The sequence below is a fragment of the Dickeya sp. Secpp 1600 genome (assembly GCF_003049805.1).
Lineage (GTDB): Bacteria > Pseudomonadota > Gammaproteobacteria > Enterobacterales > Enterobacteriaceae > Dickeya > Dickeya fangzhongdai.
In genome coordinates, this window is record NZ_CP023484.1 from 2,192,392 (window position 1) to 2,217,624 (window position 25,233).

General features: G+C 57.7%; 23 protein-coding genes. 8 read left to right on the plus strand and 15 right to left on the minus strand.

Annotated elements, in window-relative coordinates; all coding sequences use genetic code 11:
- Positions 1-73: 73 nt before the first annotated feature.
- The gene (locus CPA59_RS09890) at positions 74-490 is read left to right on the plus strand and encodes a YbjO family protein (RefSeq protein ID WP_231348863.1); all 417 of its coding nucleotides are present in this window, start codon (positions 74-76) and stop codon (positions 488-490) included.
- 65 nt (positions 491-555) lie between these two features.
- Positions 556-1,686, plus strand: coding sequence for a 23S rRNA (uracil(747)-C(5))-methyltransferase RlmC (gene rlmC, locus CPA59_RS09895; RefSeq protein ID WP_038918844.1), 1,131 nt, complete (start codon positions 556-558; stop codon positions 1,684-1,686).
- Positions 1,687-1,714: 28 nt separating this feature from the next.
- On the opposite strand, the gene CPA59_RS09900 is transcribed toward rlmC, so the two are convergent.
- The 6 genes from CPA59_RS09900 to artP form a co-directional block, all read right to left on the minus strand.
- Positions 1,715-2,908: an MFS transporter gene (locus tag CPA59_RS09900; RefSeq protein ID WP_038918845.1), complete on the minus strand. Its 1,194-nt coding sequence runs from the start codon at positions 2,906-2,908 to the stop codon at positions 1,715-1,717.
- A 199-nt stretch (positions 2,909-3,107) separates the two neighbouring features.
- Positions 3,108-3,857, minus strand: coding sequence for an arginine ABC transporter substrate-binding protein (locus CPA59_RS09905; protein ID WP_038918846.1), 750 nt, complete (start codon positions 3,855-3,857; stop codon positions 3,108-3,110).
- A 264-nt stretch (positions 3,858-4,121) separates the two neighbouring features.
- Positions 4,122-4,793 (minus strand): arginine ABC transporter permease ArtM, encoded by a 672-nt coding sequence (artM, locus tag CPA59_RS09910; RefSeq protein WP_038659391.1) that lies wholly within the window; start codon positions 4,791-4,793, stop codon positions 4,122-4,124.
- Complete coding sequence (artQ, locus tag CPA59_RS09915) at positions 4,793-5,509, minus strand: arginine ABC transporter permease ArtQ (protein WP_038918847.1); 717 nt, start codon at positions 5,507-5,509, stop codon at positions 4,793-4,795. The genes artM and artQ overlap by 1 nt, the downstream gene beginning before the upstream one ends.
- A 15-nt stretch (positions 5,510-5,524) precedes the next feature.
- The gene (gene artJ, locus CPA59_RS09920; protein ID WP_038918848.1) at positions 5,525-6,256 is read right to left on the minus strand and encodes an arginine ABC transporter substrate-binding protein; all 732 of its coding nucleotides are present in this window, start codon (positions 6,254-6,256) and stop codon (positions 5,525-5,527) included.
- A gap of 17 nt (positions 6,257-6,273) precedes the next feature.
- The gene (gene artP, locus CPA59_RS09925; RefSeq protein WP_162942926.1) at positions 6,274-7,002 is read right to left on the minus strand and encodes an arginine ABC transporter ATP-binding protein ArtP; all 729 of its coding nucleotides are present in this window, start codon (positions 7,000-7,002) and stop codon (positions 6,274-6,276) included.
- A gap of 352 nt (positions 7,003-7,354) precedes the next feature.
- Here artP and CPA59_RS09930 point away from each other — a divergent pair, with 352 nt between their 5' ends.
- Together CPA59_RS09930 and CPA59_RS09935 are read left to right on the plus strand one after the other, a co-directional pair.
- The gene (locus CPA59_RS09930; protein WP_038918849.1) at positions 7,355-7,681 is read left to right on the plus strand and encodes a heavy metal-binding domain-containing protein; all 327 of its coding nucleotides are present in this window, start codon (positions 7,355-7,357) and stop codon (positions 7,679-7,681) included.
- Entirely contained in the window at positions 7,678-8,559 is an 882-nt protein-coding gene (locus CPA59_RS09935) for an N-acetylmuramoyl-L-alanine amidase (protein ID WP_049853889.1), read from the plus strand. The genes CPA59_RS09930 and CPA59_RS09935 overlap by 4 nt, the downstream gene beginning before the upstream one ends.
- Before the next feature lie 38 nt (positions 8,560-8,597).
- On the opposite strand, the gene CPA59_RS09940 is transcribed toward CPA59_RS09935, so the two are convergent.
- The 3 genes from CPA59_RS09940 to hcp form a co-directional block, all read right to left on the minus strand.
- The gene (locus tag CPA59_RS09940; protein ID WP_038918851.1) at positions 8,598-10,064 is read right to left on the minus strand and encodes a DUF2867 domain-containing protein; all 1,467 of its coding nucleotides are present in this window, start codon (positions 10,062-10,064) and stop codon (positions 8,598-8,600) included.
- A gap of 204 nt (positions 10,065-10,268) precedes the next feature.
- Positions 10,269-11,276, minus strand: a complete 1,008-nt coding sequence (gene hcr / locus CPA59_RS09945; protein WP_107760795.1) for an NADH oxidoreductase — start codon at positions 11,274-11,276, stop codon at positions 10,269-10,271.
- A gap of 59 nt (positions 11,277-11,335) precedes the next feature.
- Complete coding sequence (hcp, locus tag CPA59_RS09950) at positions 11,336-12,988, minus strand: hydroxylamine reductase (protein WP_038918852.1); 1,653 nt, start codon at positions 12,986-12,988, stop codon at positions 11,336-11,338.
- Positions 12,989-13,240: 252 nt separating this feature from the next.
- Here hcp and CPA59_RS09955 point away from each other — a divergent pair, with 252 nt between their 5' ends.
- The gene (locus tag CPA59_RS09955; RefSeq protein WP_038918853.1) at positions 13,241-14,902 is read left to right on the plus strand and encodes an ATP-dependent endonuclease; all 1,662 of its coding nucleotides are present in this window, start codon (positions 13,241-13,243) and stop codon (positions 14,900-14,902) included.
- Positions 14,903-15,051: 149 nt separating this feature from the next.
- Here CPA59_RS09955 and cspD read toward each other — a convergent pair whose 3' ends face one another.
- Positions 15,052-15,273, minus strand: a complete 222-nt coding sequence (gene cspD, locus CPA59_RS09960) for a cold shock-like protein CspD (RefSeq protein ID WP_022633331.1) — start codon at positions 15,271-15,273, stop codon at positions 15,052-15,054.
- A 323-nt stretch (positions 15,274-15,596) separates the two neighbouring features.
- Here cspD and clpS point away from each other — a divergent pair, with 323 nt between their 5' ends.
- Both clpS and clpA read left to right on the plus strand, forming a co-directional pair.
- Positions 15,597-15,917 carry an ATP-dependent Clp protease adapter ClpS gene (gene clpS / locus CPA59_RS09965; protein WP_033568380.1) on the plus strand — a complete coding sequence of 107 codons (321 nt, stop codon included), beginning with the start codon at positions 15,597-15,599 and terminating at the stop codon, positions 15,915-15,917.
- A 28-nt stretch (positions 15,918-15,945) separates the two neighbouring features.
- A complete protein-coding gene (gene clpA / locus CPA59_RS09970; protein WP_107759196.1) occupies positions 15,946-18,222 on the plus strand; it encodes an ATP-dependent Clp protease ATP-binding subunit ClpA in 2,277 nt (758 codons plus the stop codon).
- A gap of 232 nt (positions 18,223-18,454) precedes the next feature.
- Here the strand turns inward: clpA and infA are convergent, their stop codons facing one another.
- The 5 genes from infA to trxB all read right to left on the minus strand — a co-directional run bounded on the left by infA (position 18,455) and on the right by trxB (position 24,192).
- Entirely contained in the window at positions 18,455-18,673 is a 219-nt protein-coding gene (infA, locus tag CPA59_RS09975; protein WP_002211347.1) for a translation initiation factor IF-1, read from the minus strand.
- Positions 18,674-18,764: 91 nt separating this feature from the next.
- Complete coding sequence (gene aat / locus CPA59_RS09980; protein ID WP_049853893.1) at positions 18,765-19,493, minus strand: leucyl/phenylalanyl-tRNA--protein transferase; 729 nt, start codon at positions 19,491-19,493, stop codon at positions 18,765-18,767.
- A gap of 12 nt (positions 19,494-19,505) precedes the next feature.
- On the minus strand, positions 19,506-21,227 hold the full coding sequence (gene cydC / locus CPA59_RS09985; protein WP_174213767.1) for a cysteine/glutathione ABC transporter ATP-binding protein/permease CydC: 1,722 nt from the start codon (positions 21,225-21,227) through the stop codon (positions 19,506-19,508).
- A gap of 19 nt (positions 21,228-21,246) precedes the next feature.
- Positions 21,247-23,010 carry a cysteine/glutathione ABC transporter permease/ATP-binding protein CydD gene (gene cydD, locus CPA59_RS09990; RefSeq protein ID WP_107759200.1) on the minus strand — a complete coding sequence of 588 codons (1,764 nt, stop codon included), beginning with the start codon at positions 23,008-23,010 and terminating at the stop codon, positions 21,247-21,249.
- A 228-nt stretch (positions 23,011-23,238) separates the two neighbouring features.
- Positions 23,239-24,192 (minus strand): thioredoxin-disulfide reductase, encoded by a 954-nt coding sequence (gene trxB, locus CPA59_RS09995; protein ID WP_100849447.1) that lies wholly within the window; start codon positions 24,190-24,192, stop codon positions 23,239-23,241.
- Between the two features lie 501 nt (positions 24,193-24,693).
- Here trxB and lrp point away from each other — a divergent pair.
- Positions 24,694-25,188, plus strand: a complete 495-nt coding sequence (lrp, locus tag CPA59_RS10000; protein WP_010277211.1) for a leucine-responsive transcriptional regulator Lrp — start codon at positions 24,694-24,696, stop codon at positions 25,186-25,188.
- Positions 25,189-25,233 lie beyond the last annotated feature (45 nt).

A 25,233-nucleotide genomic window follows, 5' to 3' on the forward strand; every position in this document is an offset into this window, starting at 1 on the left:
CAGGGGGAACGCAATCATACTGTACGGTAAGCGGGAGCTGCTGCGGCGGGGGATATTCGCTCCGGTCGCCATCATGGTGGCGGGGTCGGCGATTATCGCCACCCGCTGTCTGGGTATCGTCCTGACCATCAGCGAGCTGGGTCTGAGCGGTTTTGGCGGCTGGCTCAGCAGCAGCGCTAAACAGTGGGACAGCACGCTGGTGCTGCTGGCTGCGCTGTTGGTGGTTTGCCTTGAAATCCGCTGCGGGTTTGCGGTGCTCAGCGGGTTGAACTGGGGGCGCTGGTGCTTCCTGTTGACCCAGTGCCTGGTGACGGTTTACATGCTGACCGCATCGCTGGTGGAGTTTCTGCCGCCGATCTTTCATATCAATGGCGACGGCGTCGGTGAAATCCTTAACCATCTGCTGATGCAGCGGTTGCCGGATTTTTTGCTGATTTTGCTCCTGTTCCTGCCCCGACGCAGCCAGCGTTTTTTTACGCGCCATCCCTAACTTTCCCGCACGGGGGTGATACAATCAGCCCCCTTTTGATGTTGACGACAGATTTCAGATTTTCCATGCAATGTGCCCGCTATAACGACGGTTCGTGCCGTTCCTGCCAATGGCTGGAAATCGCCTATCCGCAGCAGATGAGCGATAAGCAGCAACACCTGATCGGATTGCTGTCCGCCCATCCGGTTCAACAATGGCTGACGCCGGTGACCTCGGCGGAAGTCGCTTTTCGCAATAAAGCCAAGATGGTGGTCAGCGGCAGTGTGGAACGCCCGCTGTTGGGGATGCTGCACCGTGACGGTTCGGCGGTGGATCTCTGCGACTGTCCGCTGTATCCCGACAGCTTTGCGCCGGTGTTCGCTATACTGAAAGTGCTCATCGCCCGTGCCGGCTTAACTCCTTATAACGTCGCCCGGCGTCGGGGAGAACTGAAATACCTGTTGTTGACGCAAAGCACTCTGAGCGGCCGCTTCATGCTGCGCTTTGTGTTGCGATCCGAAACCAAGCTGGCGCAATTGCGCGCCGCGTTGCCCTGGCTGCAACAGCAGTTGCCGCAGCTGGCGGTGATATCGGCGAATATTCAGCCGGTTCATCAGGCGATACTGGAAGGAGAGCAGGAGATTCCGCTGACGGAAGCGCAGGCGCTGGAAGAGCGTTTTAATCAGGTGCCGCTGTATATCCGACCGCAAAGTTTCTTCCAGACCAACCCGCAGGTGGCGGCGGCGTTGTATGACACCGCCCGGCAGTGGGTATCGGCGTTGCCGGTGCGCAGCCTGTGGGATCTGTTTTGTGGCGTGGGCGGATTCGGCCTGCATTGCGCCAGCCCTGATACGCCGCTCACCGGCATTGAGATCAGCCAGGAAGCCATCGCCTGCGCCCGTCGTTCGGCGGCGCAGCTGGGGCTGACAGAGGTCAGTTTTGCCGCGCTTGATTCCACCCGCTTTGCCGTTGGCGAGACCCAGACGCCGGATCTGGTGATCGTCAACCCGCCCCGGCGCGGTATCGGCGCTGAATTGTGCGATTACCTGAGCCGCATGGCGCCGCCGTATCTGTTGTACTCCAGCTGCAATGCCGAGAGCATGGCGAGAGACATTGCGCGCCTGCCGGCGTACCAGATACAGCAGGCGCAACTGTTCGATATGTTCCCGCACACCGCGCATTACGAGGTGCTGGCGCTGCTGCAACGACGCGTTTAACGCGATGACGGTTTAACGTGATGACTGTTTAACGTGATAACAGCGAGCGCGGCATCAGCGCCATGCCGGCCAGCGTGACCAGGCAGATCAGCGCGCCGGCGTAAAAGGTGGACGCCGCGCCCCAGACGTCCCACAGAATCCCGGCGCTCAGACTGGCCAGCAGCAGTGCTACGCCGCTTATCAGGTTGAAGACGCCGTAGGCGGTCCCGCGCAGGTCCGCCGGTGCGGTATCAGCCACCATCGCAGCCAGCAACCCCTGCGTCATTCCCATGTGTACGCCCCATAACGCGACGCCGATGATCACGCCGAGCCAGTGCTGGCTGATGGCGAGCGCCACATCGGCGGCAATCAGCACCAGCAGGCCCATTTTCAGCAGACGATGATGATCCATCCGGTCGGAAAGTTTGCCGAAGGGATAGGCGGAACAGGCATAAACCAGATTCATCGCCACCATCACCAGCGGAATCAGCGCTACGGGAATCTCTACCTGCTGTGCGCGCAGCACCAAGAAGGCTTCGCTGAAACGCGCCAGCGTAAATACCGCCCCCAGACCGACCACCCACCAATACCGGGCGGATAGCCGTTTCAGGTTATCGCGCCGGATCGGGTTGGTGCGTTTGGCAGCATTGCTCCGTTCCGGCTCGCGCAAGCCGAAAAACAACAGCGTGATCGCCAGGGCGCCGGGGATGAACGCCACCCAGAAGATAGCGCGAAAATCGTCCTGCCACAGCAACATCAGCACGACCGCCAGCAGCGGACCGGCGAAGGCGCCGATGGTGTCCAGCGACTGACGCAGGCCAAACGCCGCGCCTCGAATATCGGGCGGCGTGACGTCCGCGACCAGCGCATCGCGCGGCGCGCCGCGAATGCCTTTGCCTACCCGGTCGAGCAGGCGGGCGCCCAGCACCAGACCGGATGAGGTCGCAAGCGCAAACAACGGCTTGCTGACGGCACCCAGACCATATCCTAGCAGCGCCAGCCCTTTGCGTTTGCCGAGGTAATCGCTGAGCGCGCCGGAGAACACTTTGATGATCAGCGCGGTCGCTTCCGCCAGCCCTTCAATCAAACCGATCAAGACCACGCTGGCGCCGAGGACCGTCGTCATGAATAACGGCAGCAGGCTGTGGATCATTTCCGACGAAATGTCCATCAACAGACTGACGCCGCCCAATACCCATACCCCTTTCGGGATGCGTTTCAATGTTGAAAAATCCAGCGACATCGATTTCCTGCCTGGAGGTGATGACCCGGTAAAGAGAAAACGCTATTAAATCAATCCGCAGGGGATTTGATAAGTACAAAATGCAAGGCGGGTGCGAATCGATGGCTGGCGCGGCACGCTACCGGCGGCAACCGGCAGCGTGAAAGCAACGTTATAAAAACAGCGTCATAAAAACAGCATTATAAAAACAAGAGCGGGATTACTGCTGCGGGAACCACTTATCGTTGATGGCCTTGTAGGTGCCGTCGGCTTTGATGGCGTTCAGCGCGCTGTTCAATTTTTCCAGCAGCGCCTGATTGTCCGGGCGCACCGCAATACCCAGCCCGATGCCGAAGTAAGCGGGATCGGTGACTTTCTCGCCCACGGTGGCGAGGTCCGGGTTGGTTTTCAGCCATTCGTTCACCACCGCGGTATCGCCGAACACGCCGTCCAGACGACCGTTTTTCAGGTCGATCAGCGCATTCTGGTAACTGTCGTACGGGACGGTTTTCACTTCAGGATGTTTGTCCTGCAGGAATTTCTGGTGTGTGGTGCCGTTTTCCATGCCGATACGTTTGCCCTTCAGATCCGCCAGCGTATGGAATTTGCCTTTCTGAGCGATGACGATCGCCGAATTGGCGTAGTAAGGCTGGGTAAACGCCACTTGCTTGCTGCGCTCCGGCGTGATGTCCATACCGGAAATAACGGCGTCATAACGGCGGAATTTCAACGCCGGAATCAGGCTGTCGAACGCCTGATTGGTGAAGGTGCAGGTAGCCTGCAATTGTTTGCATAGCGCGTTGGCGAGATCGATATCAAACCCGACGATCTGGTTGCCGGCATCCAACGATTCGAACGGCGGATACGTCGCCGACGCGGCGAAGCGGATGGTATCAGCCGCCGTGGCGTTAAAGATCATGGTGCTAAAGGTGGTGCTGGCCAGCAGTGCGGCAAGGACGAGCTTCTTCATGGAGTACTCCAGCTTAATTTATGTTTATCAACGTGATGGTCGTTGAAAAGGATGACGACACCATGCCATTAAATGTATTTATATGCAAATAATATGATTATAAATTCATTTTAATTTGCAGTGTGGCAATGGTGATAAAGCGTACCTGTGGTAATTGAATAAAAATAAAGCAGATTTAAATCGATGGAAGGCTGGATGATATGCATAAAAAACGCCGGCATGAAAGCCGGCGTAATCAGTCATTAGGTTACGTTCACTGATGGTTCAGGTATTGCGCTGTTCGAAACGCAAGGCGCGCCGTTCGACCAGACGCATCAGCAACGTCAGCAAGCCATTGACGCACAGGTAGACGATACCCGCCGCGCCAAACACCAGCACATCATAGGTGCGGCCGTACAGCAGCTGGCCGTAGCCCATCACTTCCATCAGCGTAATGGTGTACGCCAGCGAGGTGCCTTTGAACACCAGCACCACTTCGTTGGAGTACGAAGAGAGCGCGCGCTTGAACGCAAACGGCAGCAGGATGCGCAGCGTCTGGCGTTGATTCATGCCCAGCGCGGCGCAGGATTGCCACTGTCCGGACGGAATAGCTCGCACCGCGCCGTAGAACAGCTGAGTGGTATAAGCCGCGCTGTTAAGCGCCAGCGCGCTGACCGCACACAACCACGGCTGAGACAGCAGATTCCACAACCAGTCGGTCTGGCGGATCGAAGCGAACTGACCGGGACCGTAGTAAATCAGGAAAATCTGCACCAGCAGCGGAGTACCGGTGAACAATGTGATGTAGCCTTTGGCTATCTGCGACGCTACCGGGGTTTTCAGCGTCAGGATCACCGTCAGCAATAGCGACAGCAGCAACGCCAGCAGCAGCGCGGCCAGCGTCAACCAGAGGCTGGTGTGCAACCCTTTCAGTAGTTCAGGAATGTAGCCCAGCATCAGGACGGCCTCCGTTCAAAGCGCGTGGCGCGTGCTTCAATCCTGTTCAGGATCGCCTGACTCAACAGGGTTATCACCAGATAGATCGCCGCCGCAATCATGTACCAGGTAAAGGGTTCCTGAGTACGGGTGGCGATGCTTTTGGTTTGCAGCATCAGGTCGTTGACGCTGATCAGCGATACCAGCGCGGTATCTTTCAGCAGCACCAGCCACTGGTTGCCGAGCCCCGGCAGCGCGTGACGCCACATTTGCGGCATGATCAGCCGGCGGAAAATCACGCTTTTGCTCATTCCCAGCGCCTGCCCGGACTCCCATTGGCCGCGCGGCACCGCTTTCAGCGCGCCACGCAGCGTCTGAGACGCATAGGCGGCATACAGCAGCGACAGCGCAATGACGCCGCACAGAAACGGGCTGACTTCGAAGTTATCGATATTCAGTTTGACCGGCACCTGCGCCAGACCGAGATTAAGCGTGAAGCCATCGGACAGCATCAGCAGCAACTGCGACGAACCAAAATAGATAAACAGCACCACCAGAATTTCCGGCAGGCCGCGCAGCAGGGTGACGACAGCGGTGCCGCAGGCGCTGACGGCTTTCCAGCGCGCCGTTTCCCACAGGGCAAACAGCATCGCCAACAGCAGCCCCAGCACCAGGGCGCAAACGGCAAGGCCGACGGTCATCCCGGCGGCGCTTGCAAGAGGTTGGAATTCAGTCATTGAGTCTTAGTCGGCTTACTGCTGGAACCATTTCTTGTAGATGGTCTGGTAGGTGCCATCCTGCTTGATCTTGTTCAGAGCATCGTTGAATTTTTTCACCAGCTCGTCGTTGTTCTGACGAACGGCAATCCCCAGGCCGATGCCAAAGTAGTCTTTATCGGTAACCTTGTCGCCCACCGACGCCAGATTCTCGTTCTGTTTCAGCCACTCGTTCACGACGGCGGTGTCGCCGAAGACGGCGTCCAGACGACCGTTTTTCAGGTCCAGCACCGCGTTCTGGTAGCTGTCGTACGGTACCACGGTGATGTCTTTATGCTTGTCCAGCAGGAATTTCTGGTGGGTGGTGCCGTTCTGTACCCCGACACGCTTGCCGTTCAGCGCGGCGATATCGGCCAGTTTGCCTTTCTGGGCGATGAACAGCGCCGAGTTTTCATAGTACGGCTGGGTGAAGGTCACCTGCTGCTGGCGTTCCGGCGTGATATCCATACCGGCGATCACCGCATCGTAACGGCGGAATTTCAGACCGGGGATCAGACTGTCGAATGCCTGATTACTGAAAGTACAGGTGGCCTGAATCTGTTTGCACAGCGCGTTGGCCAGGTCGATATCGAACCCGACGATCTGGTTGCTGGCGTCCACCGACTCAAACGGAGGATAGGACGCTTCAGTGGCAAAACGGATAGTTTCGGCTGCGCCAGCGGAAAGGCTTAACCCGCCGAGCAGGGCGGCAACGAGCAATTTTTTCATCTTATTATCCTTATCTATCAGTGAGATAAATAGCCAGCAAATTCCGGTGTTTGGGGTTGGGTAAAATGCGAGGCGTCGCCTTGTTCCACGATGCGGCCGTTTTCCATGTACACCACGCGGCTGGCGGTTTTACGTGCGAAATCGACTTCGTGGGTGACGATCACCTGGGTGATGCCGGTTTCGCTCAGTTCCTGAATAATGCTGACGACCTGAGCGGTGATTTCCGGATCGAGAGCCGCGGTCGGCTCGTCAAACAGCAGCACCTGCGGCTCCATCATCAGCGCGCGGGCGATGGCGACACGCTGCTGCTGGCCGCCGGAGAGATGTAACGGGTAGCGATCGGCGAAGTCGTTCAGTCGCAGACGGCTCAACAGTTTGTCCGCCCGTTCCCGCGCTTCCTGACGACCCAGCCCCAGCACGCGGCAGGGCGCTTCGACCAGATTCTGCTGCACGGTGAGGTGCGGCCACAAATTGTACTGCTGGAACACCATGCCGACATTGCGGCGCAGTTCGCGAATGGCGTTTTCGCCGGGCGTCTGGCTGAAATCGAAGGTATTGCCGCCGATGTTGAGCGTACCGGAACGGGGCGTTTCCAGCAGGTTCAGCACCCGCAATAACGAACTTTTACCGGCCCCGCTGGGACCCAGCAACACCAGTGTTTCTCCGGATGGACAATCAAGGGTGACATCGAACAGCGCCTGGTGTGCGCCATAGAAACAGTTAATGCTGTTTAGTTGAATACTCATGCGCAAGAATTGAATAGACATTGATGCCGCAAATGGTAGCCTCGGCAGAATAGTTATGCAATCGTCGTGGGTTAAAATTTGCAAATACACGACTTATTGTCGATATTTTAGCACAAAATCGTGCTTTGCCGCGGCGGCAGGCGGATTTGTCAGGGCGATAGCCGACTTGTAGCGGACAATCCTCAGCCATAACCAACCCCGGCTGTAGCGAGCTACGTTGCTAAAAAGCGCGATTGATGACTTCTGTGTTGTGAGAAAGTCTTTTAGTGGCAGAAATTGCTATAAAAGCGTAAGAAGGCTGTGAGAATGTGCAGTCGATCCAACGGCCGAATATCTGAGACGAGGAGGCATGATGCAATTATCCACCACACCAACCCTGGAAGGGCACGTCATTGAAAACTACTGCGGCGTGGTGACGGGCGAAGCCATCCTTGGCGCCAATATCTTTCGGGATTTCTTCGCCGGTATCCGCGATATCGTCGGCGGCCGTTCCGGCGCCTATGAAAAAGAGTTACGCAACGCCCGGCAGATCGCGTTTCGCGAAATGCAGCAGCAGGCGCAGGAGCTGGGCGCGAATGCCGTGGTTGGCATCGACATTGATTATGAAACCGTGGGTAAGGACGCCAGCATGCTGATGGTGTCCGTCAGCGGTACTGCGGTGGTGGTTCGCCGATCATGACCTGCGGGCGCATCGGGCTGGCATGGCGAAGTGTAGCGTTGGTGGCGCTAACGTTGCTGGCAGGCTGCCAGAGCCGCGAACGCTATGTCGATGAGGGCGATTACCAGTTGGATCAGTCGTCTCCGGCTGTCAGCCGGGGGGAGCGGGTCCGCTTTCTGGTATTTCACTATACGGCCGAAGATTTAGGCAGTTCGCTGGAAAAACTCACCGCCGAACATGTTAGCGCGCATTATCTGGTGCCGGCTTATCCGCCGCAGGTTAATGGCAAGCCGGTGGCGTGGAAGCTGGTGCCGGAGTCGCAGGCGGCCTGGCATGCAGGCGCCAGTTACTGGCGCGGTTACAGTCAGTTGAACGCCACGTCGATCGGCATCGAACAGGAAAACCCCGGCTGGCGGCAAACTGCGTCCGGTACCCACTGGTGGCAGCCTTATACCCCGCAACAGATCACGCTGGTGACCCATCTTGCCCGGGACATCATCGCCCGTCACCATATTGCGCCGCAGGATGTGGTGGGGCACAGCGATATTGCACCCCAGCGCAAAGTCGACCCGGGACCGCTGTTTCCCTGGCATCAACTGGCGATGGCGGGTATCGGCGCCTGGCCGGAGCCGCAACGGGTGCATTTCTATCTGAGAGGACGACAGCAATATACGCCGGTGGACAGACAGGCGCTGCTGGAGAAACTGGCGCGTTATGGTTATGAGGTCAACCCGAACATGAGCGCGCGCCAGCAGCAACAGGTGGTGGCGGCATTCCAGATGCACTTCCGGCAGCAGCGCTATGACGGTGAGGCGGATGCGGAAACCGAAGCGATCGCCGATGCGCTGCTCGAGAAGTACGGCGCCGCGCCCCGCAGCGGCGCGGGGTCTGGGCGATAACCTGCGTCTCCGTTGGTCGCGGCAGGAAGGTCGGCGGCTTAATCGCTGTGGGGGAGGCGAACGATGTCCCGCTGTTCGGCCTCCTGCGCCAGTACGGCGATACGGCGCGCCATGCCGCGAAACACAAACAGATGCGCAGGCATCATCAGGAACCAGTAACCCAGCCCGCTGCTGCCGGCGGGGTGCCACCAGGCACGAACATCCAGCACCCGATACGCGCCACGATCGTCAATGGAGAAGACCAGACGCCCCAGTCCGGGCGCTTTCATGCCAAACAGCAGCACCAACTGCTGATGAGGCCTGACCCGGATGACCTTCCAGCCGTTGACGAAGTCGCCTTCCCTTAACTCAGCCCGCTCCGGACGGCGGTAAATCACCTGATTACCGCATAAATCATCTATTCGAGCGCGGATAGCCCACAGCAGGTTGGCGTAAAAGTAGCCTTCCCGGCCTCCGACTTGCTGGATCACCTGCCACAATGCCTGGCTGCTGGCACCGGTTTTGTGGCTGTAACCCGCCTGTTTGGGGTAGAACGCGTAATTGGGTTGCCAGCGCGCTAAAACATCGGGGTCATATCCCCAGTCCGGATGTTGCGCCGCCGCTTTTTCATCGGCCAGCGTAGCCCGCACCGCTTCATCAAACCCGATCAGCCGCTGGGGAATCAGGCGACGCAGTTCGCCGTCGTCCATCGGCAGATCGTGTCGCAACCCCTGTACCAGCGCCCGTGCGGTAGAGCCGGGAACTGAGGTCACCATGTTCAGAAACCAGGCCGATATCAACCCGGTCGGCACCGGAATCGGCAACAACAGGCGACGTTTGCCGGTAATACGAATAAACCGTTCGAACAGGGTCTGATAGCTAAGGTATTCCGGCCCGGCGGCATCGAAAACCCGATGACGTTCCGCAGGGTAGTGTCGCAGTTCCGTCAGGTAGGTGAGCAGATTTTCCAGCGCAATCGGCGCGGATTTCGAGCGCACCCAGCGCGGCGGCGTCAGCACCGGCAAATTGTTCACCATATCGCGCAGGATTTCGAATGCAGCGGAACCGGGGCCGACGATAATGCCGGCGCGCAACTCGGTGACCGGAATGCCGCTGCTGCGCAGAATGTCGCCGGTCAGTTTGCGCGCCTGCATATGAATGGAGGGATGGCACTCAGCCTGCGCTGAACCGAGATAGATTATCTGTCGAATCCGGCTGGTTCGCAGCACCTGACGCAGATTTTGCGCCGATTGATATTCCCGCTCCAGAAAATCGGCGCCATCACCCATGCTGTGCGCCAGATAGTAAAGGGTGTCTGCCTGCCATAACCCTTCCGGCAGCGTATACGGCTTCATCAAATCAACGTATTCACAGCGTATGCCGGGAAGATTCAGTGCCGCCAGCGAGTCGATGTGACGCGAAGCGGCAATCACCGATTGACCTTGCTGGCTGAGACGCGTGAGGAGGTGACGGCCAATGTAGCCACTGGCGCCAAGGATCAGAATTGGGGCGGGTCTGATGGTCATGATGGTGTTTGCTCCTGCCACAACAGCGCGATTGAAACTGCAGCGGTGTCCCTGTCGATGTTCACACCCGCAATACGATATCAATACAACCTAATATAGCCGGAAGCAGGAAGGGGAAAAACCCCGCCTTAACGGTTTCTTAACGAAAGTGCGGGGTGGATCCAGAGCGTGATGTCAGCCGTATGGCAAGAGCGAGCGGAAAAATCAGACCAGTTCGACATCGCCTTGTAACTGGCAACTACAGGCCAGCACATAGCCGTTTTCAATTTCGTCAGGCGTCAGCGTCATGGTGCTGGTGGTAGTGTAGCTGCCGCTGAGAATCCGGGTCTTGCAGCTACCGCATACCCCGGCGCGACAGGCGGCGTTTACCGGTAACTGGTGGCTTTCCAACGCTGCCAGCAGGCTGATGCCGATCGGAGCTTTCAACTGTTGCAACGAATGGCGAATGGTCATGGTGAGTTGTTCGCCATCATCATCCACGGCGGCTTCCGGCGCGCCGAACTGCTCTTTGAAGATGCGCTCGCGTGGGACGCCGGCCTGTAGACAGAAGGTTTCCACCTGCTGCATATAGGGTTGCGGGCCGCAGGTCATCACGGTGCGATTGGCGATATCCGGCACCTGTTGCGACAGGACCGACTCAGTGAGACGACCGCTGAGAAAACCGGTTTCAGCCTGCTGTTCCGCCATCAGGGTCAGTTGCAGTTGCTGTGGGTAGCGCTGGCGGAGTGTTTGCCATTCGTCGGCAAAAATCACGTGCTGCGGCGAGCGCACATTGAAGATGACCTGAATGTCCGTGTGCGGGCGATTGACCAGCAGCCAGCGCGTCATCGACATGATCGGCGTAACGCCGCAGCCTGCCGCCAGCATCAGGTAACGATCGCTGACGGCACGGGTGCAGCTGAATTCGCCCTGCGCATCGGAGATCCACAAATAATCGCCGGGCTTCACCTGTTCGGTCAGCCAGCGCGAGCCGACGCCGTTTTCCAGTCGGCGTACCGTGAAGGTGATAAACGGGCTCAGTCCGGGCGAGGAGGACAGGGTATAAGCGCGCAGCGTTTCACTGCTGTTGGCGATGCTGACCAGCGCATACTGGCCGGGTTGCCAGGGGTAAAAGTCATGGCTGATCAGGGAAAGCGTCCACACATCCGGCGTTTCCTGATGAAGAGAGTGCACCTGCATGCGGTTGGGGCACTGCGGAGTAGGCATGGTCATGGCGGTCTCCATAACAGCCTTCCGCCATGCGTCGGCGGAAGGCGAAGGTCAACGAAAAATCAGGCGGCGAGGATGTCTTTGAGGTCCTGCTCCACGGTGGTGATGGCGCGCATGCCGAACTTCTCGTTCAGGATCGCCAGCAGCGACGGGGTCAGGAAGCCAGGGGCGGTCGGGCCGGTATAAATATTTTTCACACCCAGCGCCAGCAGCGTCAGCAGAATGACGATGGCTTTCTGTTCAAACCAGGACAGTACCAGACTCAGCGGCAGGTCGTTGACGCCGCAGCCCAGTTTTTCCGCCAGATTGACCGCCAGCATGATGGCGGCGTACGCATCGTTGCACTGGCCGACATCCAGCAGACGCGGCAAGCCTTCCAGCGTGCCGAAATCCAGTTTATTGAAACGATATTTACCGCACGCCAGCGTCATGATCAGGCAGTCTTGCGGGACGTTGAGCGCGAAATCGGTGTAGTAGCTGCGTTCGGTGCGGCTGCCGTCGCAACCGCCGACCAGAAATACGTGGCGCAGTTTCTTGCTGGCGACCAGATCAATCACGGTATCGGCGGCGCTCAACAGGGTCTGGCGACCAAAACCGACGGTAATCAGGTGCTCGATTTCGCTGTACGGGAACCCCGGCAGTTGCTGCGCCTGAGCGATCACCGCGCTGAAATCATCGCCTTCGAGGTGCTGCGCGCCCGGCCAGCCGACGATGCTGCGGGTCCAGATACGGTCGGTATACTGGCCTACGTTGGGGTCGATGATGCAGTTGGAGGTCATCAGGATCGGGCCAGGGAATTTAGCGAATTCGCTTTGCTGATTCTGCCAGCCGCTGCCGTAGTTGCCGACCAGGTGGGAAAATTTCTTCAGTTCCGGATAGCCGTGCGCCGGCAGCATTTCGCCGTGGGTATAGATATTGATGCCGGTGCCTTCGGTCTGTTCCAGCAACATACGCAGGTCTTTCAGGTCATGGCCGGAAATCAGAATCGCCTTGCCCGCCACCGGGCGTACGTTAACCTGAGTCGGCTGCGGATGACCGTAGGCGGAGGTTTCTCCCTGATCCAGGATCGCCATTACGCCGAAATTCATTTTGCCGATAGCCAGCGCGTTGCCGAGCAGGGTGTCGACATCGGTGGGCTCGGTGCCGAGCCAGGCCATAAACGCATGGAAATCGGCGTACAGCGCGTCATCGTACTGACCCAGCACGTGGGCATGTTCCATATAGGCGGCCGCGCCTTTCAGGCCATACAGGCACAGCATACGTAACCCGTGAATATCCTCGCCGATAGCGGCTTTATCTTTGTTCAGCGCGAACATCGCCGCCTGTTGCAGCAGCGTCGGGATATCGTCGCCCGCCAGTTGCAGTTCCGCCATCGGATGATCGACCGCGATGGCGGCGTCCAGCAGCCGGCAACGGGCGGCCAGCCCCTGACGCAGGCTAATCGCTTCACGGGCGTAGCCGATGATACGCGGCGAATCAAAATTCACGTTGGTCAGGGTGGCGAAGAAAGCGCGGGGCGTAAAATTGTCGATCTCATGGTCAATGATGCCCAATGCGCGCGCCTGCAGCGCCCAGGCGGACAGCCCCTGAAGAACGGCGACCAGCAGGTCTTGCAGGTCAGAGGTTTCGGCGGTCTTGCCGCACATGCCTTGCGCGTAAGCGCAGCCATTGCCGGCCGGGGTTCGGATGGTCTGTTCACATTGCACACAATACATAATGACTTCCTTTTTAAAGTTGCATTTATAATGCTTGTTTAAAAGCATAGAACGGTTTGCCGGTGTCTAAAAAGATCTTTTATAGGCAATTTAAGGTGAAGTTGATTTAGCGCAATTTTTACTTGTGGATGACAATCACTCGCATCTGCCGGGCATTTTTATGCGTCGCGAGGCAGATCCGAGGCATAGGGCTTGACCCTGCCGCGCTTTTATCGTCATTCTCGTTAGAAGACCACAGAACAGGAGGCACGGATGTATCTGGAAAGAGTCGAGATTCTTGGATTCCGTGGTATTAACCGACTGTCGCTGATGCTGGATGATAATACCGTGCTGATCGGCGAAAACGCCTGGGGCAAGTCCAGCTTGTTGGATGCGCTGTCGCTGCTGCTGACGCCGTCACCACCGCTTTATCACTTTGATCTGCAGGACTTTCATTTTACGCCGGGCAACGAAACCAGCCGCGAGCGTCATCTGCAGGTGATCTTCACGTTTTGCGAATCTGCGCCCGGTCACCATCTGGCCCCTCGCTATCGTTCATTGTCGTCGGTATGGATCAAGGGCGAAGGGCGATTGCATCGCATTTTCTATCGGCTGGAAGGGGAAATGGATGAAAGCCAGGCGATCTTTACCTGGCGCAGTTTTCTTGATGCCAATGGTCAGGCATTGCCGCTGGACAATATCGACTGGCTGGCCAGCGAAGTGATTCGTCTGCATCCGGTGTTGCGGCTGCGTGACGCCCGCTTTATTCGCCGTTTTCGCACCGGCTCGTTGATGCCGCAAATCGATGATAACGATCGGCTATCGCGCCAGTTTGAGACGCTGGTGCGCGAACTGGCGCAAAATCCCAACCGGTTGACTAATCAGGAACTGCGACAAGGTCTGGTGGCGATGCGCCAACTGGTCGAGCACTATTTTTCCGAGCAGGGCGCGGACCCGAACGATCGGCGTCACCATCGCCATGCCCGTGCGGGCAATGGCCGGGCATGGCGCTCGCTGGATAACATCAATCGCATGATTTCCGGCCCCAATAGTCGCAGCCGTCGTATTATTCTGCTGGAGCTGTTTTCCACCCTGCTGCAGGCCAAAGGGTCCACGGCGCTTGATCCGCACGCCCGGCCGCTGCTGCTGATTGAAGACCCGGAAACCCGGCTGCATCCGATTATGCTGTCGGTGGCATGGGGGCTGCTGACGCAGTTGCCGCTGCAAAAAATCACCACCACCAATTCCGGTGAACTGCTGTCGCTGGTGCCGGTAGAACAGGTTTGCCGTCTGGTGCGAGAATCGGCGAAGGTCGCAACCTACCGTATCGGCCGTCAGGGCATGACGCAGGAAGATAGCCGCCGCATTACCTTTCACATTCGGTTTAATCGCCCGGCGTCGTTATTCGCGCGCTGCTGGCTGCTGGTGGAGGGCGAAACCGAAGTCTGGATGCTCAGTGAACTGGCGCGTCAGTGCGGTCATCACTTCGAGGCGGAAGGCGTGAGGGTGATCGAGTTTGCGCAGGTGGGGTTAAAACCGCTGCTGAAGTTCGCCTATCGGATGGGTATCGAATGGCATGTGCTGGTGGATGGCGATGACGCTGGGAAAAAATACGCCGCCACGGTTCGTAGCCTGCTGCAATCGCAGAGTGAGTCCGAACGCGACCATTTGACCGTGCTGCCGGCGCTGGATATGGAGCATTTCATGTATCGCAACGGCTTTAGTCAGGTCTATCACCGGGTTGCGCAGTTGCCGGAACCGGTGCCGCTGTCGGCGGCGAAAGTCATCACCAAGGCGATTCACCGTACCTCAAAACCGGATCTGGCGATTGAAGTGGCGCTGGAAGCGGCGTCTCAGGGGGAATCAGCCATCCCGCCGCTGATCCGCAGCATGTTTTCACGGGTCTTGTGGCTGGCGCGCGGGCGGGCGGATTAGGCGTGTTATCCGGCTGAACGAGCCTGTCGCGTGTAGAGCGCATGTGAAGAGAGCATAAAGAATGCCGGCCGCTTTGCGACCGGCATTGGACTCGTTTGACCTGGTCACAGGAATTAAAGGAGAAAGACCGGAAAGCGTGGGGTGAACATTCAGGCGACCGTTTCGCCGACTACCGGCACGATCAGACTGGCGTGATTTCCTTTGGGTCCCTGGTGTACAGTGAATTGCACCACCTGACCTGCTTTCAGCGTCCTGTAGCCGTCCATCTGAATGGTTGAATAGTGGGCGAAGATATCTTCACCGCCGCTCTCGGGACAAATAAAGCCAAAGCCTTTGGCGTTATTGAACCATTTAACAGTACCTGTCTCCATGAATCTTCATCCTTCGCTAGAGTGTTCTCTAAGGTGAGGTTATTGGGTTAAGGCAAAACCAAATTGATTAAAACGACATCAATTCAACTCTACACTCTAGTGAAATCGCCCTTGCCGTCAAGCACCCGAATCCGACACTTTGCCGCAGGTTTGTGAAAATTTGATACAGATAACGCTATCGTCGGGTTTTATTGCCGTTAATATCAAGAGGGATGCGTTTTTGGGGTCTGAGCGATTTTGACCGGGCGGTGATACAATAAAAATCAGGCATGCTGCTGTGAAGACAGCCAGCGGATAAGTATCAGAACTGATTTGGGTAGAAGATGGGAAATCATAGCACCGGGGCGCAGACCGACGACCTGACCAAAGAGCATTATACTGAAGCCTTGCAGCCTCCATCGATGTATAAAGTGATACTTAACAACGATGATTACACGCCGATGGAATTTGTTATTGACGTTCTGCAAAAGTTCTTTTCTTATGATATTGAACGTGCAACGCAACTGATGCTTACGGTTCACTATCAGGGCAAGGCCATCTGCGGCGTCTACAGCGCCGAGGTAGCCGAGACCAAGGTGGCGCAGGTGAACCGTTATGCCCGGGAGAACGAGCATCCATTGCTTTGTACGCTGGAAAAAGCCTGAATAGGGCAATTTATTGGGGGAGGTGCCTATGCTCAATCAAGAACTGGAACTCAGTCTCAACATGGCTTTCGCCAGAGCGCGCGAGCACCGGCATGAGTTTATGACCGTGGAACATTTGTTGCTGGCGCTGCTCAGCAACCCCTCCGCACGAGAGGCACTGGAAGCCTGTACGGTCGATTTGGCGGTTCTGCGTCAGGAACTGGAAACCTTTATCGAACAGACCACGCCCACGCTGCCGCAAAATGATGAAGAACGGGATACCCAGCCGACGCTGAGCTTTCAGCGGGTGCTGCAGCGCGCCGTGTTCCACGTGCAGTCGTCCGGGCGCAGCGAAGTGTCCGGCGCCAACGTGCTGGTCGCCATCTTCAGCGAGCAGGAATCTCAAGCTGCCTACCTGCTGCGCAAACATGACGTCAGCCGGTTGGATGTGGTGAATTTCATTTCCCACGGTACGCGCAAAGAAGAAACCGGTCCGGCGGCAAACCCGGAAAATCCGGTTAACGAAGAACAGGCTGGCGGGGAGGAGCGTATGGAAAACTTCACCACAAATCTCAACCAGCTTGCCCGGGTGGGAGGCATCGATCCGCTGATCGGCCGCGACAGCGAGCTGGAGCGCACGATTCAGGTGCTGTGCCGTCGCCGTAAAAACAACCCGCTGCTGGTGGGCGAATCCGGCGTGGGGAAAACCGCTATCGCCGAAGGGTTGGCCTGGCGCATCGTGCAGGGCGACGTGCCGGAGGTGATGGCCGACTGCACGCTCTACTCGCTGGATATCGGCTCGTTGCTGGCTGGCACCAAATACCGCGGCGACTTCGAAAAACGCTTTAAATCGCTGCTCAAGCAGTTGGAGCAGGATCAGAGCAGCATTCTGTTCATCGACGAGATCCACACCATTATCGGTGCTGGCGCAGCTTCCGGCGGTCAGGTGGACGCCGCCAACCTGATCAAGCCGTTGCTGTCCAGCGGCAAGATTCGCGTGATTGGCTCCACCACGTATCAGGAATTCAGCAATATCTTCGAAAAAGATCGCGCGCTGGCGCGCCGCTTCCAGAAAATCGACATCACCGAGCCGAGCGTGGAAGAGACGGTGCAGATCATTAATGGTCTGAAGCCGAAATACGAAGCGCACCACGACGTGCGTTATACCGCCAAGGCGATCCGTGCGGCGGTGGAACTGGCGGTGAAATACATTAATGACCGTCACCTGCCGGATAAAGCGATCGACGTGATCGATGAAGCCGGCGCCCGCTGCCGCCTGTTGCCGGTGAGCAAACGCAAGAAAACCGTCAATGTGGCGGATATTGAAGCGGTGGTCGCCCGCATCGCCCGTATTCCGGAGAAAACCGTTTCCGCCAGCGACCGTGATGTGCTGCGCAATCTGGGCGATCGTCTGAAGATGCTGGTATTCGGGCAGGATAAAGCCATTGAGGCGCTGACCGAAGCCATCAAGATGAGCCGTGCCGGTCTGGGGCATGAGCGCAAGCCGGTCGGGTCGTTCCTGTTTGCCGGTCCGACCGGGGTCGGGAAAACGGAAGTAACGGTACAGTTGGCGAAAGCGCTGGATATCGAGCTGCTGCGCTTCGATATGTCTGAATACATGGAACGCCATACGGTCAGCCGTTTGATCGGCGCGCCTCCGGGCTACGTGGGCTACGATCAGGGCGGTTTGCTCACCGATGCGGTGATCAAGCATCCGCATTCGGTGCTGCTGCTTGATGAGATCGAGAAGGCGCACCCGGATGTGTTCAACCTGCTGTTGCAGGTGATGGACAACGGCACGCTGACCGATAACAACGGCCGCAAGGCGGATTTCCGCAATGTGATCGTGGTGATGACCACCAATGCCGGGGTGCGGGAAACCCAGCGTAAGTCCATTGGTCTTATCCAGCAGGACAACAGCAGCGATGCGATGGAAGAGATCAAAAAAGTCTTCACGCCGGAATTCCGCAATCGTCTGGACGGCATCATCTGGTTCAACCACCTGTCGGCTGAAGTGATTCAGCAGGTGGTGGACAAGTTTATTGTCGAACTGCAGGCGCAACTGGACGCCAAAGGCGTGTCGCTGGAAGTTAGCGAAGAAGCACGTAACTGGCTGGCGGAAAAAGGCTATGACAAAGCGATGGGCGCGCGACCGATGGCGCGAGTCATTCAGGAAAACCTCAAGAAACCGCTGGCCAATGAGCTGTTGTTCGGCTCGCTGGTAGACGGTGGCTCCGTGAAAGTGGAACTGGATAAGGCCGCCCAACAGCTGACTTATCGCTTCCTGAGCGCGCAAAAGACTAAAGCCGAAGGTGCGGTTCACTGAGTGAATTGATTACGTCGTCACGCTAAAAACACAAAAGGGCATCGTCAGATGCCCTTTTTCATGTTGGTCGCATTCACGTTACCACACGGTTTGTCTGACTGCAGCTTACTGCGATATCCGAATTAATAGGCGGGTAAGTTATTGACCGGCTTAAAATGCAAACGCCCTCACCGAACGGTGAGGGCAGAGAGGTAAACACCCTGGCGCATCGCCTCAGGCGATAGCGCGGTTGTTAACGGCTACGGAAGACAATGCGGCCTTTGCTCAGGTCGTACGGGGTCAGTTCCACAGTCACTTTGTCACCCGTCAGGATGCGGATATAGTTTTTACGCATTTTACCGGAGATATGAGCGGTAACCACGTGCCCGTTTTCCAGCTCAACGCGGAACATGGTGTTGGGCAGCGTATCCAGCACGGTGCCTTGCATTTCAATATTGTCTTCTTTGGCCATCGAATCCTCTAGGTTTAAGTACCTTAGTTTTTAACCGGCAAGATAATGCCGAAAAACCCTCATTATGTAAAGGCGCGTAAGTCGCTGCCGCTCATTTATCCCCTTCACCAGGGGTGTCGGCAGTGGGTGTATTCAGGGGTTGCGGATGCCAGCAACCATCGATTAATGCGGCCTGTTGCAGCCGGTTCAGCTCGTACAGAAACTCGCGCCGGGGAATATCACAGGCGCCCAGCGAGGCAGTATGGTCGTTGAGCACCTGGCAATCAATCAACTGGCCGCCGTGGCGCACGAAATGCTGCAGAAACGCCGCCAGCGCGTATTTGGACGCGTTATCCGCCCGGCTGAACATCGACTCGCCGCAAAATAGCGCGCCCTGAGCGATACCGTACAGGCCGCCCACCAACTGGGCGCCACGCCAGACCTCGACCGAGTGCGCCAGGCCGGACAGGTGTAACTGAACATAGGAACGCACGATGTCCCTGCCAATCCAGGTGCCTTCCTCGCGCTCGCTGGCGCAGGCGGAAATCACCGCTTCAAACGCCTGATTCAGTGTGACCCGATAATCGGTGCGGCGAATGAACTTTTTCATGCTGCGGCTAAGGTGAAACTGTGCCGGGAACAGCACCGCTCGTGGGTCCGGGCTCCACCACAGGATCGGCTCTCCCGGTGAAAACCACGGGAAAATACCCTGACGGTAGGCGCTTAGCAAGCGTTCGGGCGACAGATCGCCGCCGTAGGCCAGCAGACCATTGGGATCCCGCAGCGCGGTTTCCGGGTTAGGAAACTGCAGCGAAAACGGAGACAGTTCATACAACAGCATGCGCACCTCGGCCTACAGGTGTTGATGAAATTGCCAGTAGCGCCCTTGCAACGCCATCAGGCTATGATGCGAACCCTGTTCCACCAGTTGTCCGCCATCCATCACGCACAGCCGGTCCATACTCTCCAGTCCATTCAGGCGATGGGTAATGACGATCAGGGTCTTACCCAGGCAATGCTGACGTAATAACTGCAGTATGCGCTGTTCGGTATCGGCGTCCAGCCCTTCGGTCGGTTCATCCAGCAACACCAGCGGCGCCGGGTGGAGCAGGGCGCGCGCCACGCCGATACGGCGTTGTTCGCCGCCGGACAACTGGCGTCCCCCTTCGCCCAGCCAGGCGTTGAGTCCCTGATCCTCCAGCAGTTTCTCCAGCCCGACTTGCGTTAGCACCGCCTGCAAACGTTCGTCGCTGGCCGCTGGGGCCGCCAACCGCAGGTTTTCCCGCAGCGTGGCGCTGAAAATATGCACCCGCTGCGGCACCACGCTCATGGCATCGCGCAGCGTAGACTCCGGGAATGCCGCGATCGGCGTGTCATTAAGACGGATTTCGCCGGCGCTGCAATCCCAGGCGCGGGTCAGCAATTGCAACAGCGTCGACTTGCCGCAGCCGGTACGCCCCAACAACGCGACATGCTCGCCCGGCGTAAGCGTCAGCGTAATTCCGCTCAGCGCCGGTTGGTTTTGTTCCGGGTAGGTAAAGCTCACTTTATCCAGTGTGAGTTGAACCTGTTCCAACGGCGTAGGGCCCTGAGACGGAAAGGCAACCGGCGGGCGCAGTTTCAGTAGTTGATCGACTCGGGCCGCCGACGCGACGACTTGCCCGATATGCTGGAAGGCGCCTGCGACCGGCGCCAGCGCTTCGAAAGCGGCGAGGGCGGCAAACACAAACAGTGCGATGAGCGCGCCCGGCTGATGGTCGCCGCCGACGCCGCCGGCGGCCAGCCACAGCAGTAAGGTGGCGGTCAGGCCGCTGGCGGCAATCAGGATGGCCTGCGACAACGCGCTTAGCCCGGCCTGTTGACGTTGCCGTTCAAACCAGCGCTGCTCCAGTATTTCCAACTGCTGGCGAAAGGGCGCCAGGGCGCCGAATACCGCCAGTTCGGCCTGCCCCTGGATCCAGGTGGTCAGTTGTACCCGATAGTGGGCGCGCAGCGCGGTCAGGTCGGCGCCGACCGGTTGTCCCGCACGGTAAAACGCCAGAGGCAACACCAGCAGCAGCGCCAGCATGATGGCGGCCAGCGTTAGCGCCAGCGACGCATCCAGCCAGCTCAAGCCATAAGCCAGCGCCAGAATCACGGCCAGCGCGCTCACCAGCGGCGAAATTACCCGCAGGTAGAGATGGTCCAGCGTATCCACATCCGCTACCAGCCGGTTGAGTAGTTCGGCCTGACGAAAACGAATCAGCCCGCCCGGCGCCAGCGGCAGGATACGGCTAAAGGTGAACACACGCAGATGTAGCAGGACGCGAAAGGTGCCGTCGTGGCTTACCAGTCGCTCAAAGTAACGGCTGGCGGTACGCAGAATCGCTGCGCCGCGCACCCCGGCCGCCGGCAGCATATAGTTGAACGTAGTCAGCCCGGCCAGACCGGCGATGGACGAGGCCGCCAGAAACCAGCCTGACAGCGTCAACAGACCAATACTGGCTAACAGAGTCAGTATCGCCAGCACCACGCCCAACCCAAGCCGGAACAGGTGACGGCGGTACAGCGCCAGAAAGGGTTTGAGTACCTGCATTGCCCGAATCTTTTCCATCTCACAGTTCTCCCCGGCGTTGCGCCAGTAAGTCGGCAAACGGCCCGGCGACCTGACTCAGGGTAAGGTAGTCACCCTGCTGGACCAACTGGCCGTTGACCATGACCCAGATTTCGTCATAGTCCCGAATTTCGCTCAGTTGGTGGGTCACCAGCAATGTGGTCTGAGTGTGCGACGCCTCGCTCAGCGCGCTCATGACCCGCTGTTCGCTGTGCGCATCAAGGCTGGCGGAGGGTTCGTCCAGCAGCAGTAATCGACATGGGTGCAGCAATGCGCGCGCCACGGCGACCCGCTGGGCCTGGCCGACTGACAGACGTGCGGCGCCGTCGCCCAACTGCGTGTCCAGGCCTTGCGGCAACTGAGGCAGAAATTCGTGCACATACGCGCGCTCAAGCGCTTGTTGCAGCATATGGTCGCTGGCCTTCGGGCGACCCAGCAGTACGTTCTGCCGCAGCGTGGGTTCCGGCAGGTGAGGATTTTGCCCCACGCAACTCAGGTGCTGCCGCCATGATGTGGACGACAGGGTACGCAGTTCCTCGCCATTGACCGTCAGTGAACCGCGGTAGGGCAGAAAACCCAACAGCAGGTTCAGCAGCGAGCTTTTCCCGGCGCCGCTGGGACCGACCAGCGCGACCCGTTGCCCGGCGTTCAGTTTAAAGGTGAGCGGCCCGGCCAGCGTTTTGCCTGAGGGCGACAGAATAATCAGCTCATGGGCGACCAGTGTGACGGGCGTATCGCTTTGAAATAGGTGCGTGCCGGCTCCGGTTTCCTCGCTTTCTGCCGTCATGAAACGGTGCAGGGCTTCCGCCGCCCCGACCGCCTGCGCCTTGGCGTGGTAAAACGTGCCGAGATCGCGCAGCGGCTGAAAGAACTCCGGCGCCAGAATCAGCACCAGAAAACCGGCAAACAGCGTTACGCCGACGCCGTAGCTGCCAAAATGCAACTCGCCGAGGTATGAGAAACCGAAATAAACCGCTACCACCGCGATCGAAATCGACGCGAAGAATTCCAGCACGCCGGAAGACAGAAAGGCCATACGCAGCACTTCCATCGTGCGATTGCGAAACTGTTCCGACGCCTGGCGAATCTGTGCGGTTTCCGCCTCGCCGCGATAAAACAGGCGCAGGGTATCCAGACCACGCAGTCGATCAAGAAAATTGCCGCTCAGTCTGGCCAGCGCCTGAAAGTTGCGGCGGTTGGCGTCGGCGGCGCCCATGCCGACCATCGCCATGAACAGCGGGATCAACGGCGCGGTGACTAACAGGATGACCCCCGCAGCCCAGTTCACCGGAAACACGATAATCAGGATCAGCACCGGAATCAGTACGGCCAGATACATCTGGGGCAGATAGCGGGCGTAGTAATCGTGCATATCGTCCACCTGCTCCAGTATCAGCGTGGCCCAACTGCCGGCCGGTTTTCCCTGAATCCAGGCCGGTCCCAACTGCTGCAGTCGATCCAGAACCTGCTGGCGGATATGCTGGCGAATCGTCTGACCACAGCGAAAACCGACGCGTTCCCGTATCCAGTTGATCAACGCCCGTAATACGAATGTCGTTGCCAGTGACAGAAACATCGTGGTCAGTTCGTTGCGCGGGGGTGTGATAATCAGGGCGTGCAGCAGTGAGGCCAGTAACCAGGCCTGCGCCATAATCAGCAGGCCGCTTGCCAGACCGAGCATCAGCGATAGTCGTAGCCAGCGGTGCGCCAGACGGCTTTGCTGTTTCAGCCAGCGGGTCAGTTCTCGTTGTCGGGTGTCTTTCATCAGGTGCCGATCGCTTCCAGTTGGTACATGAAAATAACGCTTACATAACCGTTACTTAACACAATTGTGAGCGTAACGGTCGCGATGCGCCATGTTACCGCGGTGGCGGGGTTGTGCAAACGAAAAGCAGATGGCGGAACGGGGTGTCGATCAATTTTTGCAGTGATGAACTGCAATAAAAAACCCGGACGCGATCACGCCCGGGTTGGCATTGTTGGTCATCAAGGCTTACTTGACGAGGGCGTCCAGATAGCGTTCGGCATCCAGCGCCGCCATACAACCGGTGCCGGCGGAAGTGATAGCCTGGCGATAAATGTGGTCCATGACGTCGCCGGCGGCGAACACACCGGGAATGCTGGTCTGAGTCGCGTTGCCGTGGATGCCGGATTGCACCTTGATGTAGCCGTTTTCCAGTTCCAGCTGATCGCCGAATATGGCGGTATTCGGGCTGTGACCGATAGCGATAAACACGCCCGCTACATCCAACTGCTCGGTTGCTTCAGTTGCGTCGCGCAGGCGCACGCCGGTCACGCCCATATCGTCGCCCAGCACTTCATCCAGCGTGCGATTGGTATGCAGCACGATATTGCCGCTGCTGACCTTCGCCATCAGACGGTCGATCAGGATTTTCTCCGCGCGGAAGCTGTCGCGACGATGGATCAGATGCACTTCGGCGGCGATGTTGGACAGATACAGCGCCTCTTCCACTGCGGTATTGCCGCCGCCGACTACCGCGACCTTCTGGTTGCGATAGAAGAAACCGTCGCAGGTTGCGCAGGCGGAGACGCCTTTCCCTTTGAACGCGTCTTCAGACGGCAGACCCAGATAGCGGGCGGATGCGCCGGTGGCGATGATCAAGGCGTCGCAGGTGTACTCATCGCTGTCGCCGAACAGGCGGAACGGGCGGGTTTGCAGGTCGACGCGCGTGATGTGGTCAAAGACGATTTCGGTATTGAATTTGGCGGCATGAGCGTGCATACGCTCCATCAGCAGCGGACCGGTCAACTCGTCCGGGTCGCCGGGCCAGTTTTCCACTTCGGTGGTGGTGGTCAACTGACCGCCTTTTTCCATGCCGGTAATCAACAACGGATTTAGGTTTGCCCGCGCAGCATAGACCGCGGCGGTATAACCTGCCGGGCCTGAACCCAGAATCAATAATTTACGGTGTTTGGCAGTGCTCATGAGTTCCTCATTCACTCGAACGGACGATATGACCGATTGTAAGGAAATTACCTGCGTAAAAAAAGTGTGGAGGAATGTTGTTGGCTATCGGTTCAATCGTTACGGAATATTGGCAGGGAACGGCGAATAGCCTGACGGCGGGTGCGGAGCGTGTGAAAACGCTGCCCTAATGGACTGCCGGGAGCGAATCTGGCACTTTCTTCTGATTTTAATTGTTTTACTTTGACAATCGGCTGCGCTTTTGCGAAAACATCCTTGGAAGAGGAAATTTTTTGTATGTGAATAGTTAAATGCTCCGGCTTTTATGCGTTTGGGGTCTCTAGCGGCGGCGTTTGTCTGCCGATGGATAACCGGCGTTTTACCACGTTTCCGGGAAACGCGGTCGGAACAGAGAATGAACACATTACAAAAGGCAGGGGTCTTCTTTAGGGGTGGCTCTGGTACATTGAGGTTGGTCAGAGACAGCGGTTAAACAGGGAAGGATGAAGAGAGACAATAAGAATGGTAGACACGAAAAAACGTCCGGGAAAAGATCTTGATCGTATCGATCGCAATATCCTGAACGAATTGCAAAAAGATGGACGTATCTCCAACGTGGAACTTTCCAAGCGGGTCGGTCTTTCGCCAACCCCGTGTCTGGAGCGCGTTCGTCGTCTGGAACGACAGGGTTTTATCAATGGCTATACCGCGCTGCTGAACCCACATTATCTGGATGCGTCATTGCTGGTGTTCGTTGAGATTACTCTCAATCGCGGCGCGCCGGATGTGTTTGAACAGTTCAATGCAGCCGTGCAGAAGCTTGAGGAAATTCAGGAGTGTCATCTGGTTTCCGGGGATTTTGACTATTTGCTCAAAACCCGCGTGCCGGATATGTCGGCATACCGTAAGTTGCTGGGAGAAACGCTGTTGCGTCTGCCGGGCGTAAACGATACCCGCACCTATGTGGTGATGGAAGAAGTGAAGCAAAGCAACCGGCTGGTCATCAAGACCCGTTGACGGCAAGGGTGCATAACCCGATAAATTCAGCTACACTCCTGTGAA